We start from the raw sequence: 16,057 nt of genomic DNA, 5'->3' as shown, positions 1-16,057 counted from the left end.
ACGTTTAATAACAGTACTAGACCCGCCCTTTACGAGAGGGCGGGTCTTTCGTCTGAATCGAATAATTCGGTTCCGAACTCCTCATACGCCTGCTCGTACCGGCGAAGGGAAGACTCTTTATGCATACACGTGATGTTCATCCGCTCGATTGGCGTCATGTCGGTCGCATATGTCTTTAACACGTGGGCGTTCCTGAGCATCGACGGGGTGACGGAACGTGCGAATCCGCTCCGTTCATTTAATTGACGCATCATCTTCGTGATCATGACGATCGTCAATTGCTTCGGTTGATTTTTCGCGTACACCCAGCGGAACGTCATCCGTGCGAAATCGAATGAAACGAAGACGGGGTCTTCTGAATACCAGCGTGGTCTTACTGGCGTCGGGATATCGGCCAAGTAGTTCATGAGTAACGATTGGTCTTCTTGGGACAGCTTCAACGTGAACTGGTTGCCAAGCCGGTCATACACATCAAAGGTCTGGTCGGCCAAATGTAAGTCGCTCATTCGCAAACGAATGATGTGATGGACACGTAATCCATATTTATAGAAGAGTGTCACAATCAGTTCGTTCCGATTGACAAGATAGGGATGAGCTTGGAGCTGATTCTCACTCAATCCTCTCGTCGATCGAATCGTTTGAACGAGCCGGTCGAATTCAGACTCGAGTGCGATTTGATCGATTGTCAGCGTATGCGCCGGCTGTGAATAGGCAAGCATCTTTTTCCGAAGCGGATTTAAAAAGTGGGTCAGGCTATTGATGACCGTGACGATGCGGGCGACGGTCGCCTGTTGATAATGCTTCTCTTCGATTAAGAAGTCGTTCACGAACGTCTTCCACGATTCGATTGGGACGTCTAGCCAGTCCGTCGGTTCGTTTAGTTCGACATTGTGGTCGTGAAAGTATTTATGCACGTCAATCAAGTCGTAGCGATATCGTTTGAGCGTCGAGGGTTGACGACCGCTTGCACCGAGATGATACAAGTAAGTTTCGATAAACTCGGGAAGCGGATAGTCTTTTCTACGTTTCGTCATGGTCAAGCCTCCTTCTTCTTTTATCCTACCACAAACGGACGTTCTCTATGCGCTGATTCGTGGTAAGATGAAAGGTGAGACTTTATGGAATGAGGGATTACATGATTGAACGTGAAAAAGTTATTATCGTCGGCTGTCAGTTACCGAATGTCGATGATTGGACATATGAACAGTCGATGAGCGAGCTCGTCGAACTCGTGGACACGGCGCAAGGTGACGTCGTTGCCCGGCTCGACCAAAAACGCCAACAAATCGACCGTCGTACCTTTATCGGGAAAGGGAAAATAGAAGAACTTGCGATGCTCGTCGAGCAGTTCGAGCCGGACCTGTTGATTTTCAACGCCGAGTTGACGCCTGCGCAGTCGAAGAACATTCGCATCGCCCTGAACGACCCGGACGAGATGAAGCTGATCGACCGTACGCAACTCATCTTAGACATCTTTGCAAGTCGTGCCCAGTCACGTGAAGGGAAGCTACAAGTCGAACTCGCGCAGATGAACTATTTGCTTCCCCGTCTAATCGGACAAGGGACACAGCTCTCACGGCTCGGTGGAGGGATCGGGACACGTGGTCCTGGTGAGACGAAGCTTGAGTCGGATCGTCGCCATATCAAGCGTCGCATTGATGAGATCACAAAACAACTCGAAGGAACAGTCGCGCACCGTGATCGTTACCGAGAACGCCGGAAAGAAAATCGTGTGTTCCAAGTCGCTCTTGTCGGGTATACGAACGCTGGGAAGTCGACAATCTTCAACCGGTTGACGGATGCGGACACGTATGAGCAGGATGAATTGTTCGCGACGCTCGACCCGTTGACGCGTGAGCTCGAACTCCCGCGTGGTGGGAAAGTGCTCATCACGGATACGGTCGGATTTATTCGCGACCTACCGACTAAGCTTGTCGCTGCGTTCCGTTCGACATTAGAAGAGGTGGTCGGTGCCGACCTGATTCTCCATGTGATTGACGCATCGAATCCACATTACTTGAACCAAATCGATACGACCAATGCGGTACTTGAAGAACTCGGTGCGAGTGAGGTGCCCCAACTCGAGGTGTATAATAAAAAAGACCGTCTCACGACAGACTTTGTCGGCGGACCGTTGTTAATCTCGGCAATCGCACCAGAAGATATCGAGACGTTGACAGGTGCGCTCGAGGATAAGATTGCGGACATTTTGACAAAAGTTCATGTCATCCTACCGGTGACGGCTTTTGAACATTATCATCCAGCCAAAGAGGTGATGTATCGTCTTCAAGAAAACTTCTTAGAGGATGGCTCTGTCGAATTGGTCGGTTATATGAGAGAAGACACGCGTCTATACGCGACGCTAAAACAATTTGAGGTGTAAGTATGTGGCAAGAAAAGATTGAACATTATGATACGCTCGCGCCGTTCGTGAAAAAAGCGGAGGCGCGGGTCAAACCATTTTTTGAGAAGATTGACGAGACGGCCGAATACAACCAGTATCGCATCCTTGAATCTTTTAAGAAACACAAGGTGTCTGATTTCCACTTCAATCCGACGACGGGGTACGGGTATGATGATATCGGTCGAGACACGCTCGAGTCGATTTATGCGGATGTGTTCGGAGCCGAGCTCGCGCTATGTCGACCACAGATTATCTCTGGTACCCACGCGATTGGGATTGCCTTGTTCGGTGTCCTTCTACCAGGTGATGAACTGCTCTATATCACAGGGAAGCCGTATGACACGCTCGAGGAGATTGTCGGGATCCGAGGCGATGGTCGCGGCTCGTTGAAAGAGCTCGGTGTCTTGTATGACACAGTGGAATTAAAAGAAGGTCGTGAAATCGATGTCGATTGCGTCATCGAACGGATTCGTCCCGAAACGAAACTTGTCGGGATTCAGCGTTCGAAAGGATACGCGAACCGTCGCAGTATCCCGGTCGAAGAGATCAAAGTTGCCATCGAGCGCATCAAAGCGGCGCATCCGCATGTGTATGTGTTCGTTGACAACTGTTACGGTGAATTCGTCGAAACGATGGAGCCGACACATGTCGGGGCAGACTTGATGGCCGGCTCCCTCATCAAAAACCCGGGAGGTGGATTGGCGAAGACGGGTGGATATATCGCCGGTACGAAAGAGTTGATTGAACGCTGTTCGTTCCGGATGACGACCCCAGGTATCGGAAGTGAAGCCGGACCGTCACTCTACTCGCTCCAGGAGATGTATCAAGGCTTCTATATGGCTCCTCATACGGTTGCGCAAGCGCTGAAAGGGGCACACTTGACGGCCAGTCTCTTGTCACTAGTGGGGTTTGAGACCGATCCGCACTATACGACTGAACGAACGGATTTGATTCAGTCGGTGACGTTCCGTGACCGTGACAAAATGATTGCGTTCTGTCAAAGCATCCAAATGGCATCTCCTGTAAATGCACATGCATTACCTGTGCCGGCCTATATGCCGGGTTATGAAGATGATGTCATCATGGCGGCGGGGACATTCATTCAAGGCTCGTCCATCGAACTTTCGGCTGATGGACCACTTCGAGCACCATACACAGCGTACGTCCAAGGTGGTCTGACGTATGCTCACGTAAAGGTCGCTTTGATGTTGGCGTTGAGCCAATTACACGGCAAGGGCTTAGTAGCATTCGACGAGCAAAATCAGTCAACGCTTTTGTAACTGTTCTGTCATGTTAACTTTGTTAACATCTATTGACAGGATTGTTGTCATGTATTATTCTCACATTGTGAGACAGAAAAGGAGGGGTAAGGATGGCCGATCAATTTCGTCGCTCCAACCCGTTGTTTCCGATTGGAATCGTCCAAGATTTGACGCAGCTGACTGGTAGGCAGATTCGGTATTATGAAGAACAGGGTCTGGTTTCTCCTAGTCGGACAGAATCGAAACGACGACTTTATTCCTTTAATGATGTCGAACGTCTACTCGCAATTAAGGATTACATTGACCAAGGTTTTAACTTGGCAGCGATTCGCCATATGTTAGAGCAAGAAGGTGGAAAAGGAGCAGAAACGTCCGCTCCGGCTACACCGGTTGATGAAACTCCGAAGATTTCAGAAAAAGAGTTACATCATTTGTTGAAAACACAGCTTCAAGAAGCCGGTCGCTTCAATAAGACGTCGCTCATTCAAGGCGAGCTTTCTCGTTTTTATCGATAACGCCGCACACATCAACCATTACGCAATGTGAGAGGGGACATTTTACCATGGCCAGAAAAACGTTCACAAAAGAAGACATCAAACGCATCGCACAAGAGGAAGACGTACGCTTTATTCGTCTTCAATTCACGGACATCCTCGGAACAATCAAAAACGTCGAGGTGCCGATCAGCCAATTGGACAAAGCACTTGATAACAAAATGATGTTCGACGGATCGTCAATCGAAGGATTCGTCCGCATCGAGGAATCAGACATGTACTTGTATCCAGACCTCAACACATGGGTTGTCTTCCCGTGGACAGATGGCAGCGGAAAAGTCGCTCGCTTAATTTGCGATATTTATAACCCAGACGGTACACCATTCAGCGGTGACCCGCGCGGTACACTCAAACGTAACCTTGAGAAGATGCAAAAACTTGGATTCACAGCGTTCAACGTTGGTCCAGAGCCAGAGTTCTTCTTGTTCAAGAAAGATGCATCAGGCCGTCCGACACTTGAACTCAACGACCAAGGTGGATACTTCGACTTGGCGCCAGTTGACCTCGGTGAGAACTGCCGTAAAGAGATCGTCATCGAACTTGAAAACATGGGCTTCGAAATCGAAGCGTCACACCATGAAGTCGCACCAGGACAACACGAAATCGACTTCAAATACGCAGATGCTGTCACGACGGCAGATAACATCCAAACGTTCAAGCTCGTCGTCAAAACGATCGCTGCAAAGTATGGTCTTCACGCGACATTCATGCCAAAGCCACTCTTTGGGGTGAACGGTTCAGGAATGCACGCGAACATGTCACTCTTCAAAGGCGACACGAACGTCTTCTACGATCCGAATGGCGACATGGAACTTTCAGACACAGCTCGTGCATTCACGGCTGGTATCTTGGAGCACGCTCGTGCCTTCACTGCAGTATGTAACCCGACTGTGAACTCATACAAGCGTCTCGTACCAGGCTACGAAGCACCTTGCTACGTTGCATGGAGCGCACGTAACCGTTCACCACTCGTACGTGTACCGGCAGCACGTGGTCTCTCGACTCGTATCGAAGTACGTTCGGTTGACCCGGCAGCGAACCCGTACCTCGCACTTGCTGCGCTCTTGGCTTCAGGTCTTGACGGAATTGAAAAAGATTTGAATGCTCCAAAACCAATCGACAGCAACATCTACGTGATGGACAAGCCTGAGCGTGTAGCGAACGGAATCGACGATCTCCCGGCGACACTCTTTGACGCACTCGAAGTCCTTCGTGCAGACAAGGTCGTCATGGAATCGCTCGGTGAACACATTGGGGAGCATTTCCTCGAGTTAAAAGAAATCGAGTGGGATATGTTCCGTATGCAAGTAACAGAGTGGGAACGCGATCAGTACTTGACGCTCTACTAATAGAAGAAATATGCTAAAGAGCAATGAATGACCTTCTTCAGAAGTATCGTTCATTGCTCTTTTTTGCTGAGTTTCAGATGAAGCAGAAATGCAAAAGGATCACCTCCACGAGCGTGGAAGTGATCCTTTGTTAGTTAAAACGCTTTTTTAAAAAACGTTGATGTATAGTCGAGTGTCGTATGGAGTGTCGTCGCGAAGACGAGTCCTAGAAAGAAAGACATGCCATGAACGTCCACCCATGAGCGAATTTCCGTTTCGTATGCCGTGAATGGTAAGAGAAGTACCAGTGGGAAACCGATATATACAATCCGAATCACATCGCTCAAACCAGGAAAATGTGATAGTAGAGAGCGATGCGGCATAAGTTTCACATATGGGAGCCAAATCAATTTGAGTGGTCCCCATCGATAATACGCATCTGATTTTAAATCGAGGTCCGGGGAGAGCCAGAGCGTTCCAATAATCGCACCGATTATGAATGCGAGCGGGACGTCTAAATCAATAAAAGGCGTGGCAACCGCAAGTGCGCCGGTTGCCACGAGATTCGTACGGGTATGGGTCTTACCGCTAGCCATTAGTGAATTGTCCGGTATACGCCGATAACTTTCCCTAAAATTGAGACGTTGTCAAAATACATCGCTTCTAACTCGTCGTTTTCCGGTTGAAGACGGACTTTTGAAGCTTCCTTATAAATACGCTTCACAGTCGCCTCGCCCTCTTCTGTCATGGCGACGACAATCTCTCCATTGTCGGCAGTGCTCTGTTGGCGGACGAGCACACGGTCTCCGTCCAAAATCCCTGCATTGATCATTGAATCTCCAGAAACGGACAGCATATAGACGTTATCTGAACCAACGATATGTGCCGGAAGAGGGAAGTGCTCTTCCACGTTTTCGATGGCGGTGATCGGTGTCCCCGCGGTGACTTTCCCGATGACCGGAACGTACATGACGGACTCTTGCTCGTCCATTGTGGATGCATCTTCACTCAGAATTTCAATTGCACGGGGCTTCGTCTTATCCCGACGAATCAAACCGCGTTTCTCTAGGCGATCTAGATGACCGTGTACGGTCGAACTAGAGGCAAGACCGACTGCTTCTCCAATCTCACGAACAGAAGGTGGATAGCCTTTTGCCCGAACTTCGTCTTTGATGAAATCAAGAATCTGTTGTTGTCGCGCTGACATTTTTTTCATTATGTTCACCTCGATATAATCGAATAAACTGCAATCGCATCCTATTCTTTATGTATTTAGTGTAACACAAGAACACATGAGCGTACAAACATTCGTTCGTTATTTTCCCTTGACCGAACACGAGTTCTTGTTTTATGATAAGAACAGATAAACGAACAAACGTTCTAACGAACATATATTCTTATACAGGAGGTAAGGGAATCATGAAAGATACACTCAACGGAATCATTTTAGTCGGAATGCTCTTAGTCGGGATGTTCGCCTTTTATTTAGCTGGGGAGGTGCGTGGGGGAACGACACCAGTTGAACCGATCATGACATCGGAACGTACGATTGAAGAAGAGGTCGCCTATGTCGAGGCAGAGTCGATTGAAGCGCAAATCATGGCAGAGCGAGAAGAACATAATGAACGAAAAACAAAATGGTATGCCGCTGAGTGATCGTTCAGCATTGCGAACCGTTCTCAAACTGTGTATCGTAAGGAATGAATGCGATGAAAGGGAGTGATGCGATGCGAGTCGTCATCTATTGTCGGGTATCGACGAACAAGTCTACCCAAGAGACATCACTCAGTCGGCAAGTCGAAGAATTACAAGAACTAGCTTCGCGTTTAGGGGCCGACATTATAGATGTCATCACAGAACAAGAGAGCGGTTATGAAGTTAATCGACAGGGGCTGCTCAATTTACTTGACCACGTATCGACATCTCAGTTGGATGCCGTGCTCGTCACCGATGACAGTCGTTTAGGACGAGGAAATGCCAAAATTGCGATACTACACACATTAATGAAGCATGATGTGCGATTGTTGACGATGCAGTCGACTTCGGATTACGTTGTTTCTGATGCTGAGAAGATGGTGTTAGAGATTGTTAGTGTCGTCGAAGAGTATCAACGGAAAATTCATAACGCGAAGATTTCCCGCGGAATGCGTCGTGCGGTCGCCAACGGTTTCAATCCACAACGTAATATTGAGAACAATGATCAAGGTGGCCGACATCGGATTGAAGTTCCGATTGAAGAGATTATTCAATTGCGCGAGCGGGGGTTGACGTTTGCCGAGATTGCGGCGACACTTCGCGGATTCGGATACGAAGTATCAAAAGCAACGGTCAACCGACGCTATCTCGAACACCGGTCAGTTGCTGAAACTTGATTCTTCCTCTCTGATTTTGTAAAGTAGAAGAACAAATTCACGAGAGAGGGGGCGAGTCATATGTTAGCACCCGGACAATTGGAGCGAATCAATTTCCTCGCCAACAAAGCGAAGACAGAAGGACTATCTCAAGAAGAGATGAACGAACAACAAGACTTGCGTCAAGAATATTTGAAGGCGTTCCGTCAATCTTTCAAGTCTCAAATGATGGGCATGAAAGTCGTTGACCCAGAAGGAAACGACGTCACGCCAGAGAAGTTGAAAGAAGAACAAAAACGCCATCGTGGTGAGTGATGCTGAATGCACATCCTATTTCGCATAGGATGTGCATTTTTGTTATACACGAACAATCATCAGACGAACGGATTGCGTTCTTTTTCATGCAATTGAAGGAAACGATTTCATGTAATGTGTTATACTAATTAATTAGTTGTGACACACGAATGAGTATGATAGAATATGACGGGTAGAAAACCTTCTTAACACAGAGAGGATGAAATTAGTGGAAACAACTACTAAAGAATTATTAGCGATTAACTCGATTCGGACGCTCTCAATCGATGCGGTCCAAAAAGCAAACTCTGGTCACCCAGGAATGCCGATGGGTGCTGCACCGATGGCGTTTACACTTTGGACAGACAAAATGCGTCACAACCCGAAAAACCCGAACTGGTTCAACCGCGACCGTTTCGTGCTTTCTGCGGGTCATGGATCGATGCTCTTGTACTCGCTCCTTCACTTGTCTGGATATGATTTGTCAATGGACGACCTTAAATCATTCCGTCAAATGGACTCGAAGACACCAGGTCACCCAGAGTATCGTCACACGGCTGGGGTAGATGCGACAACGGGACCACTTGGACAAGGGATCGCGATGGCTGTCGGGATGGCCATGGCAGAGAAGCACTTAGAAGCGACTTACAACCGCGACAAGTTCAACGTCGTTGACCACTACACATTTGGAATTTGCGGAGACGGGGACTTAATGGAAGGTGTCTCGGCGGAAGCGGCATCACTCGCTGGTCACTTGAAACTTGGTAAACTCGTTGTCCTTTACGATTCAAACGACATCTCACTCGATGGTGACCTTCACAAGTCATTCTCTGAGAGCGTTGAAGACCGTTTCAACGCCTATGGATGGCAAGTCATTCGTGTCGAAGATGGAACAGATATCGATTCAATCGCAAAAGCAATTGATGCAGCGAAAGCTGAGACGTCGAAACCGACATTGATTGAAGTCAAGACGGTGATCGGATTCGGTTCACCGAACAAGTCAGGGAAGTCGGCTTCGCACGGGGCACCACTTGGAGATGCTGAAATCGAATTGACGAAACAGTTCTACAAATGGGAAGGCGAGTCGTTCTACGTTCCAAACGAAGTATACGACTTGTTCAATGAGAAAGTGGTCGAGCCCGGCGCGAAGTACGAGTCAGACTGGAACGAGCTCGTTGAAGCATACAAAGCGGCCCATCCAGAGCTTGGTGCACAGTTCGAACTTGCGATGAACAATGAGCTTCCTGAAGGTTGGGACAGCGAGTTGCCGACATTTGAAATCGGTTCGAAAAAAGCAACACGTCAAACGAGTGGCGAAGTGTTGAACGCAATCGCGAAAGCAGTACCGACACTCTTCGGTGGATCGGCTGACCTTGCAGGTTCAAACAACTCGATGATCAAAGGTGCAGTGGACTTCGATGAAGACCCGGCCGGTCGTAACATCTGGTTCGGTGTACGTGAATTTGCGATGGCGGCAGCTGTAAACGGTATGGCGCTTCACGGTGGAGTACTTCCATACGGTGCGACGTTCTTCGTCTTCTCGGATTACCTCCGCCCTGCAGTTCGTCTTGCTGCGCTCATGGGACTCCCATCGACGTTCATCTTGACACACGACTCAATCGCAGTTGGTGAAGATGGTCCAACACACGAGCCGGTCGAACATTTGATGAGCTTCCGCGCGATGCCAAACCTTTCTGTTCTTCGTCCGGCAGATGGTAAAGAAACGATTGCTGCTTGGAAACAAGCTGTGACATCGAAGACGGCACCATCGCTTCTCGTCTTGACTCGTCAAGCATTGCCTGAACTCGAAGGCACATCGATTGAAACAGCAGCAAAAGGTGCTTACGTCGTTGCAGGTGAATCGAAAGATGCAGACGTTCTCTTGCTCGGTACAGGTTCTGAAGTACACGTCCTCGTTGAAGCGCGTGAACAGCTCGCATCAGAAGGTGTGAAAGCGGCAGTCGTCTCGATGCCATCATGGGAACTCTTCGAAGCGCAATCTGCTGAGTATAAAGAATCTGTCCTTCCGTCTTCAATCACAAAGCGTGTGTCACTTGAAGCGGGTGCGACACTTGGTTGGTACAAGTATGTCGGATTTGGTGGGAAAGTACTCGGAATCGATAAGTTCGGAGCTTCAGCGCCTGGAGATCTCCTCATGAAAGAATACGGCATGTCAGTCGACAACGTCGTCGATGCAGTAAAATCACTTTAATCTTAAATTGATTATTTATGACGGCCATTCATTTGGCCGTCACTTTTTTTCTGGACGACTAGCGAAGTTGTTCAATTTAGTGTATAGTAAAAAACGATGTTTCATATGGTAGAGGAGGTAAAGCCTTGAGTACATTATTTTGGATTCTTCTTGTCGTGGCAGCACTCATCGGGGGTATCGCGATTGGATTCTTCATCGCGCGTAAATACATGATGAACTACCTTGAACAAAACCCGCCAATCAATGAAGATATGATTCGTACGTTGATGATGCAGATGGGTCAAAAGCCATCACAGAAGAAAGTCAACCAAGTGATGCGCGCCATGAACGTGCAGATGAAAGATGAAAAGAAGTCATAATGAGTCGTGAAAGCACTTCGGTCCTCGAAGTGCTTTTTTTGTCTCCTCATTTTGTTAGACAATCGAACAAACTTTCGCTACGATTAAGAAATAATCTTCATTTGAACTACCTCCACCTACGCTTCGCTTAGAGGTGGAGGATTCCTGAGTCATCCTCTCTAACGAGAGAAACGTGATCAGGCTAACCCCGTCGTCCCGACGGTTGAAGAAGCTAACATGCGTTCAGCTTCTAATTTCAAGTTCATACCTGCGTTCACATCACGGTCATGATGGAGTCCGCAGTTCGGGCATGTCCATTCACGCAAGCCAAGATGTTTCACGTCTTTGTGTCGATGGCCGCAACTCGAACAGAGCTGGCTCGAGGCGAAGGTCTTCCCGACCCTCACGACGGTCTTCCCGTACCAGTCGGCCTTATACTCGAGCATGCGAAAGAACTCCGACCAGCTGACCTCGAAGATCGACTTGCTCAACTTGCGGTTCTTCTGCATGTCCTTCACCTGCAGGGTCTCGATGCCGATGACGTCGTGGTTTTTGACGATCTCGGTCGACACCTTGTGCAGGAAGTCGGTGCGTCTGTTGGCGATCTTCTCATGGATGCGTGCGACTTTCCGCTTCTGCTTCTGGTAGTTCTTCGCCTCGGAAAGTCTCACCTTCTTGTTCAGGGCGATGAGCTGACGACGGGACAACTTGCGTTGCTCCCGCGCCAGTTTCTTCTCGAGGGTGCGGAAGTAACGGTCGTTCTTGTAGAATGTGCCGTCCGATAGAATGGCAAAATTCTTCAGCCCGACGTCGACGCCGACCGATGAACCGGTCTTCGGCAGTTCACCGATCTCCTGCTCTGCGAGAAGGGAGACGAAATATTTACCCGAAGCTGTTCGTCGGATCGTGGCGTTCAGGATGCGACCCTCGACGTGTCTCGAGTTGGCGAAACGCACCCATTTCAGCTTGGGGAGTTTGAGCTTGTTCCCGACGATCGAGACCTCGGGGAGCTGGGACTTCCCTTGGATGTTCGCCGTATAGGATTGGACGGGGTTTCGCTTCGACTTGAAACGGGGATGATTTTCCTCCTTCTTGAAGAACTTCTTATACGCGTCGGCCAGGTGTTTGACACTGTTCTGGACGGCCGTACTGTCCACTTCCGTCAACCAAATGAATTCTTGCTTGAGTATGGGAAGTTCTTTCGAGCAGGCATCATACGACAGTCCCTTGCCGGTCGCTTCATGGGCCGCGTCCCATTTCGACAGGAAATGGTTGAACACGAACCGGGAACAGCCGATCGTCTTGGCGATCAGAATTTCCTGTTCCTTCGTAGGATAGATCTGGAATTTATAGCCCTTGTGCTTCACCATGTGACGTTCACTCCTTTTGAAGATATTTTACCCGAAAGAGAGGTTGGCGATTCATCGCCCACTTTCACGCAAGTCCTGTCCTTAACGTTTAGAAGTGGGAGTATTCTCGCATAATTTTGATAAAGATAGAAGGGGGCGTTTCTCATTCGTGTATTTAAACAATTATCTTGGTTTTTGCGTCTCGAGTGGAAGACGTATGCAATCGGTATCGTCTTACTCATATTCGTGGCAGGGTTAGAGTTGGTTCCTCCACGCATCATCGGACGAGTCGTCGATGAAATCAACAGTGATTCACTCGCATCGAACACGCTTTGGATGTTACTCGGAGGACTAGCTGCGGTCGGGATTGGGAATTATGTTGCCCGCTTCTTTTGGCGCTATTTCATCTTTGGTGCTTCGATTCGTCTAGGTAGAAAGCTTCGCAGTCAATTGTATCGGCACTTTACGGACCTCGACCAGCGATTTTATAAAAAATCACGTGTCGGTGACTTAATGGCACATGCGACAAATGATGTACAGGCCGTATCGATGACGGCCGGAGCGGGGATTTTGACGCTTGTTGATAGCGTGACGCTCGGAACGTTCGTGATCATCACGATGATTACGACAATCAGTTGGAAACTGACGCTCGTCGCCTTACTGCCACTCCCAATCATGGTCGCTTTGACGACACGATATGGAAAGATGTTACATAGCCGATTCGGGGTCGCTCAAGCGGCATTTTCAGAATTGAATGACAAAGTGCAGGAAAGTGTCAGTGGGGTTCGTGTCTTAAAGTCGACCGGGGAAGTCGAGCGGGATGTGGATTCATTTGAAAACTTATCGAGTGAGGTCATGGCGAAAAACGTCCGTGTCGCTAAAATCGATGCCTTATATGATCCGACAATCTTCGGAATTGTCGGCCTTTCCTATATCCTTTCTGTCGGATACGGGGCAGTCTTAATCGAGCAGGGCGAATTGACAATTGGACAGATTGTCAGCTTCACTGCCTATTTGGCACTCTTGACGTGGCCGATGTTAGCATTCGGTTGGCTGTTTAACATTGTGGAACGGGGGCGTGCCTCATACGACCGCATCGAGCGAATGCTTGCCGTCAAGCCTGAGATTCAAGACGATCGTATGGCTGCGACGACTCTGGCGCACTCAGAGGTGGAAGTTGCCGTTCGAAAGTTCGCTTATGATGAAACTATCGTACTCGATGACGTTCATTTCCGAATCGAGCGTGGGAAAACGATTGGGATCGTCGGAAGGACGGGGGCAGGCAAGACGACAATTGTACGCTTGTTGACCCGTGAGTATGATGTGAAAGATGGCAAAATCAAAATCGGTGGAATCAATATCCGCCAAGTGAAAAAGTCACTTCTCATGGATAAAATTGCAGTCGTGCCGCAAGACCACTTCTTATTCTCTGATTCTATCGCAAACAATATCGCATTCGGAAGACCCGATGCCAGCATGGAGGAAATCATCGAAGCGGCTAAGGTCGCAGAGGTACATGAAGATATCGTCCGCCTCCCTGAAGGGTACGCGACGCTCGTCGGTGAGCGCGGTGTGACATTATCAGGAGGACAGAAGCAGCGTATCTCCATTGCGCGGGCGCTCATGACAGAGGCTGATGTGTTGATTTTAGATGATGCGCTATCTGCCGTTGATGCGAAAACCGAAGAATCGATTATCGAGCATTTTCGTGTCGGCAATCCGGAACAGGCACGAGTCATCGTCGCACATCGACTTTCCGCAGTCGAACATGCCGATGAGATTCTCGTCATCGAAGACGGTAAAATTGTACAACGTGGACGGCATGAGTTACTCCTTCAAGAGATAGGCTGGTATCGAGAAACATATGACCGTCAACAGCTTGAGGCGATCGTAGAAGGGGGTGGGCACGATGAAGCATGATATTCAAGAATGGCAAGTCATCAAACGATTGCTGAGTTACGCGAAACGGTACGGTAAACCTCTCGGTATCGCCTTCGTTTTTCTATTGATTGCGACAGGTGCCAAGTTGGCCGGTCCATTTCTCATTAAAGTGTTCATCGATGAGTTTGTCACGCCAGGTGTCTATCCGACGAACTGGGTGATTGCCCTCTTCACTGTTTATATGATTCTGCACTTGTCAGCTATTCTATTTGACTATCTGCAGTCCATCTCCTTCCAAAAGATTGCATTGAAGATTGTTCAGAACATTCGAATGGATATTTTTCGTCACGTCATGGGGATGCGTCTCGCTTATTTTGATCGTACCCCAGCCGGTGTCCTCGTATCCCGCATCACGAATGATACCGAGGCCGTAAAAGAGCTATACGTCGGTGTCATGAGTACGTTCGTTCAGTCGGCTGTCCAATTGATTGGGACGTATATATTCCTATACATACTAGAGCCGCAACTTGCGACGATGGGACTTGTCCTACTGCCGCTCTTTTGGCTCATCATCTGGGCGTATCGTCGTTTCTCGACGAAGTATTTTGCTCAAGTTCGAGACCTGTTGTCTCAACTCAATGCCCAGTTGAACGAATCCATCAATGGAATGGGAATCATTCAACAATTCCGCCAAGAAGAACGACTCATCCGTCAGTTTGAAGAAACGAATGAGGCGCACCAAGAGGCACGATATCGGAACTTAAAGCTCGATAGTATGTTACTCCGTCCAATTATTGAGTTGTTGCTCGCCTTCTCCATCATTGGACTTCTCGGGTATTATGGAGTCCTCTCGATGACTGAGCAAGTTCAAGTCGGGGTCGTCTACGCGTTCATCAGTTATATCGAGCGTATTTTCCGACCGGTGCTTGACATCATGCAACGAATGAGCGAGTTTCAACAAGCCGTCGTATCTGCGGACCGCGTCTTTAAAATTTTAGATACAAATGAGCCATCTCCAGGAAAACAGTTGCCAGGAGAAGCTCGTGTTTCGGATGGGGAGGTGCGATTCGAGGATGTGACGTTCAGTTATGACGGTGAAGTCGATGTGTTGAAACATATCTCGTTCGTCGCCAAGCCAGGAGAAACGGTCGCGCTCGTCGGTCATACCGGTAGCGGGAAAAGTTCGATCATTAATTTATTGACACGTTTTTACCCATATGGATCTGGCAAAATCACGATCGATGGACAGCCACTCGAACAATTTGAAGAACAAGAACTTCGTCAGCAAGTTGGACTGGTACTTCAAGACCCGTTCTTGTTTACGGGAACGATTGAAGAAAATTTAAAACTGTTCAATCCGAACATCGATTCAGAACGGACGCGTGAGGCCGCTGAATTTGTTCAGGCACATACGTTCATCGAGAAGTTGGATGCCGGATATGGACATATCGTCGGGGAGCGTGGGGCTACCTTCTCGAGTGGAGAACGGCAATTGCTTGCATTTGCACGCACGGTCGCGCGAAATCCAAAAATACTCATTCTCGATGAGGCGACGAGTTCAATCGATACCGAGACGGAAGAACGTGTTCAAATTGCACTCGATCGGATGCGCCGTGGTCGTACGACAATTGCGATTGCCCATCGCCTGTCGACGATTCAAGATGCCGATTTGATATTGGTTTTGCATCGAGGGGAAATCGTGGAGAGGGGAAATCATCAGGAGTTGTTGAAACAGGATGGTCTTTATAAAAAAATGTATGAACTTCAGTCTGGTCAACGTCTGATGTCTTGAATTGGAAAGGATACCTACCTAGGTGTCCTTTTTCCATGGAAAAAAGCTCGCCACACAAGGTGACGAGCCAATAAAATTAAGTATTGAGCTGTTCTTTTTTATATTTTGATAGGACGTGATGAGTAATCAGCGAGTCAAGTTCTTGACTGACCAATATGACTTCTGGCGAGGTCCAAGAGTGCTCTGACGCGATTTCATACAGTTCATCACGTTTTTGTTCAATGGCTTGGTGTAGTGTATCTGCTGCGGTGACTGCCACGTTCGTTCCCCCATCATGTAAGTTAGAATTTTG

The 16,057-nt window shown here is 48.4% G+C and carries 16 protein-coding genes; 11 read left to right on the top strand and 5 right to left on the bottom strand.

The window, feature by feature from the left end:
• Window positions 1–29 precede the first annotated feature (29 nt).
• On the bottom strand, window positions 30–1,034 hold the full coding sequence (locus KNO95_RS04600) for a tyrosine-type recombinase/integrase (RefSeq protein WP_214701929.1): 1,005 nt from the start codon (window positions 1,032–1,034) through the stop codon (window positions 30–32).
• A gap of 101 nt (window positions 1,035–1,135) precedes the next feature.
• Between KNO95_RS04600 and hflX the strand changes: the two genes are divergently transcribed.
• From hflX to glnA, 4 genes are all read left to right on the top strand, one after another.
• Window positions 1,136–2,383, top strand: coding sequence for a GTPase HflX (gene hflX, locus KNO95_RS04595; RefSeq protein ID WP_214701930.1), 1,248 nt, complete (start codon window positions 1,136–1,138; stop codon window positions 2,381–2,383).
• Between the two features lie 2 nt (window positions 2,384–2,385).
• Complete coding sequence (locus KNO95_RS04590; RefSeq protein WP_214701931.1) at window positions 2,386–3,684, top strand: methionine gamma-lyase family protein; 1,299 nt, start codon at window positions 2,386–2,388, stop codon at window positions 3,682–3,684.
• A 92-nt stretch (window positions 3,685–3,776) separates the two neighbouring features.
• The gene (locus tag KNO95_RS04585; RefSeq protein ID WP_026825846.1) at window positions 3,777–4,181 is read left to right on the top strand and encodes a MerR family transcriptional regulator; all 405 of its coding nucleotides are present in this window, start codon (window positions 3,777–3,779) and stop codon (window positions 4,179–4,181) included.
• A gap of 47 nt (window positions 4,182–4,228) precedes the next feature.
• On the top strand, window positions 4,229–5,569 hold the full coding sequence (gene glnA / locus KNO95_RS04580; protein WP_214701932.1) for a type I glutamate--ammonia ligase: 1,341 nt from the start codon (window positions 4,229–4,231) through the stop codon (window positions 5,567–5,569).
• Between the two features lie 134 nt (window positions 5,570–5,703).
• Here glnA and KNO95_RS04575 read toward each other — a convergent pair whose 3' ends face one another.
• Together KNO95_RS04575 and lexA are read right to left on the bottom strand one after the other, a co-directional pair.
• Window positions 5,704–6,144, bottom strand: a complete 441-nt coding sequence (locus KNO95_RS04575; protein ID WP_214701933.1) for a metal-binding protein — start codon at window positions 6,142–6,144, stop codon at window positions 5,704–5,706.
• Entirely contained in the window at window positions 6,144–6,764 is a 621-nt protein-coding gene (gene lexA / locus KNO95_RS04570; RefSeq protein WP_026825849.1) for a transcriptional repressor LexA, read from the bottom strand. The genes KNO95_RS04575 and lexA overlap by 1 nt, the downstream gene beginning before the upstream one ends.
• A gap of 203 nt (window positions 6,765–6,967) precedes the next feature.
• Between lexA and KNO95_RS04565 the strand changes: the two genes are divergently transcribed.
• The 5 genes from KNO95_RS04565 (at window position 6,968) to KNO95_RS04545 (ending at window position 10,764) form a co-directional block, all read left to right on the top strand.
• Entirely contained in the window at window positions 6,968–7,204 is a 237-nt protein-coding gene (locus KNO95_RS04565) for a hypothetical protein (RefSeq protein ID WP_026825850.1), read from the top strand.
• Between the two features lie 71 nt (window positions 7,205–7,275).
• Window positions 7,276–7,920, top strand: coding sequence for a YneB family resolvase-like protein (locus tag KNO95_RS04560; protein ID WP_214699933.1), 645 nt, complete (start codon window positions 7,276–7,278; stop codon window positions 7,918–7,920).
• 60 nt (window positions 7,921–7,980) lie between these two features.
• Window positions 7,981–8,214, top strand: coding sequence for a DUF896 domain-containing protein (locus KNO95_RS04555; protein ID WP_026825852.1), 234 nt, complete (start codon window positions 7,981–7,983; stop codon window positions 8,212–8,214).
• A 199-nt stretch (window positions 8,215–8,413) separates the two neighbouring features.
• Window positions 8,414–10,405 carry a transketolase gene (gene tkt / locus KNO95_RS04550; RefSeq protein WP_214701935.1) on the top strand — a complete coding sequence of 664 codons (1,992 nt, stop codon included), beginning with the start codon at window positions 8,414–8,416 and terminating at the stop codon, window positions 10,403–10,405.
• 125 nt (window positions 10,406–10,530) lie between these two features.
• Window positions 10,531–10,764, top strand: a complete 234-nt coding sequence (locus KNO95_RS04545) for a YneF family protein (protein ID WP_026825854.1) — start codon at window positions 10,531–10,533, stop codon at window positions 10,762–10,764.
• A gap of 176 nt (window positions 10,765–10,940) precedes the next feature.
• On the opposite strand, the gene tnpB is transcribed toward KNO95_RS04545, so the two are convergent.
• Window positions 10,941–12,113: an IS200/IS605 family element RNA-guided endonuclease TnpB gene (gene tnpB / locus KNO95_RS04540; protein ID WP_214878390.1), complete on the bottom strand. Its 1,173-nt coding sequence runs from the start codon at window positions 12,111–12,113 to the stop codon at window positions 10,941–10,943.
• Between the two features lie 144 nt (window positions 12,114–12,257).
• Here tnpB and KNO95_RS04535 point away from each other — a divergent pair, with 144 nt between their 5' ends.
• Window positions 12,258–14,012 carry an ABC transporter transmembrane domain-containing protein gene (locus tag KNO95_RS04535; protein WP_214878901.1) on the top strand — a complete coding sequence of 585 codons (1,755 nt, stop codon included), beginning with the start codon at window positions 12,258–12,260 and terminating at the stop codon, window positions 14,010–14,012.
• The gene (locus KNO95_RS04530; protein WP_214878388.1) at window positions 14,002–15,765 is read left to right on the top strand and encodes an ABC transporter ATP-binding protein; all 1,764 of its coding nucleotides are present in this window, start codon (window positions 14,002–14,004) and stop codon (window positions 15,763–15,765) included. Before KNO95_RS04535 ends, KNO95_RS04530 begins: the two co-directional genes overlap by 11 nt.
• Before the next feature lie 76 nt (window positions 15,766–15,841).
• On the opposite strand, the gene KNO95_RS04525 is transcribed toward KNO95_RS04530, so the two are convergent.
• Window positions 15,842–16,024: an aspartyl-phosphate phosphatase Spo0E family protein gene (locus KNO95_RS04525; protein ID WP_026825858.1), complete on the bottom strand. Its 183-nt coding sequence runs from the start codon at window positions 16,022–16,024 to the stop codon at window positions 15,842–15,844.
• Window positions 16,025–16,057 lie beyond the last annotated feature (33 nt).

This window comes from Exiguobacterium sp. ERU653, assembly GCF_018617775.1.
In the GTDB taxonomy this organism is placed as follows: Bacteria; Bacillota; Bacilli; order Exiguobacteriales; family Exiguobacteriaceae; genus Exiguobacterium; species Exiguobacterium marinum.
The sequence above is the reverse complement of the archived record's forward strand: the minus strand, read 5'-3'. Positions and strand labels throughout refer to the sequence as shown.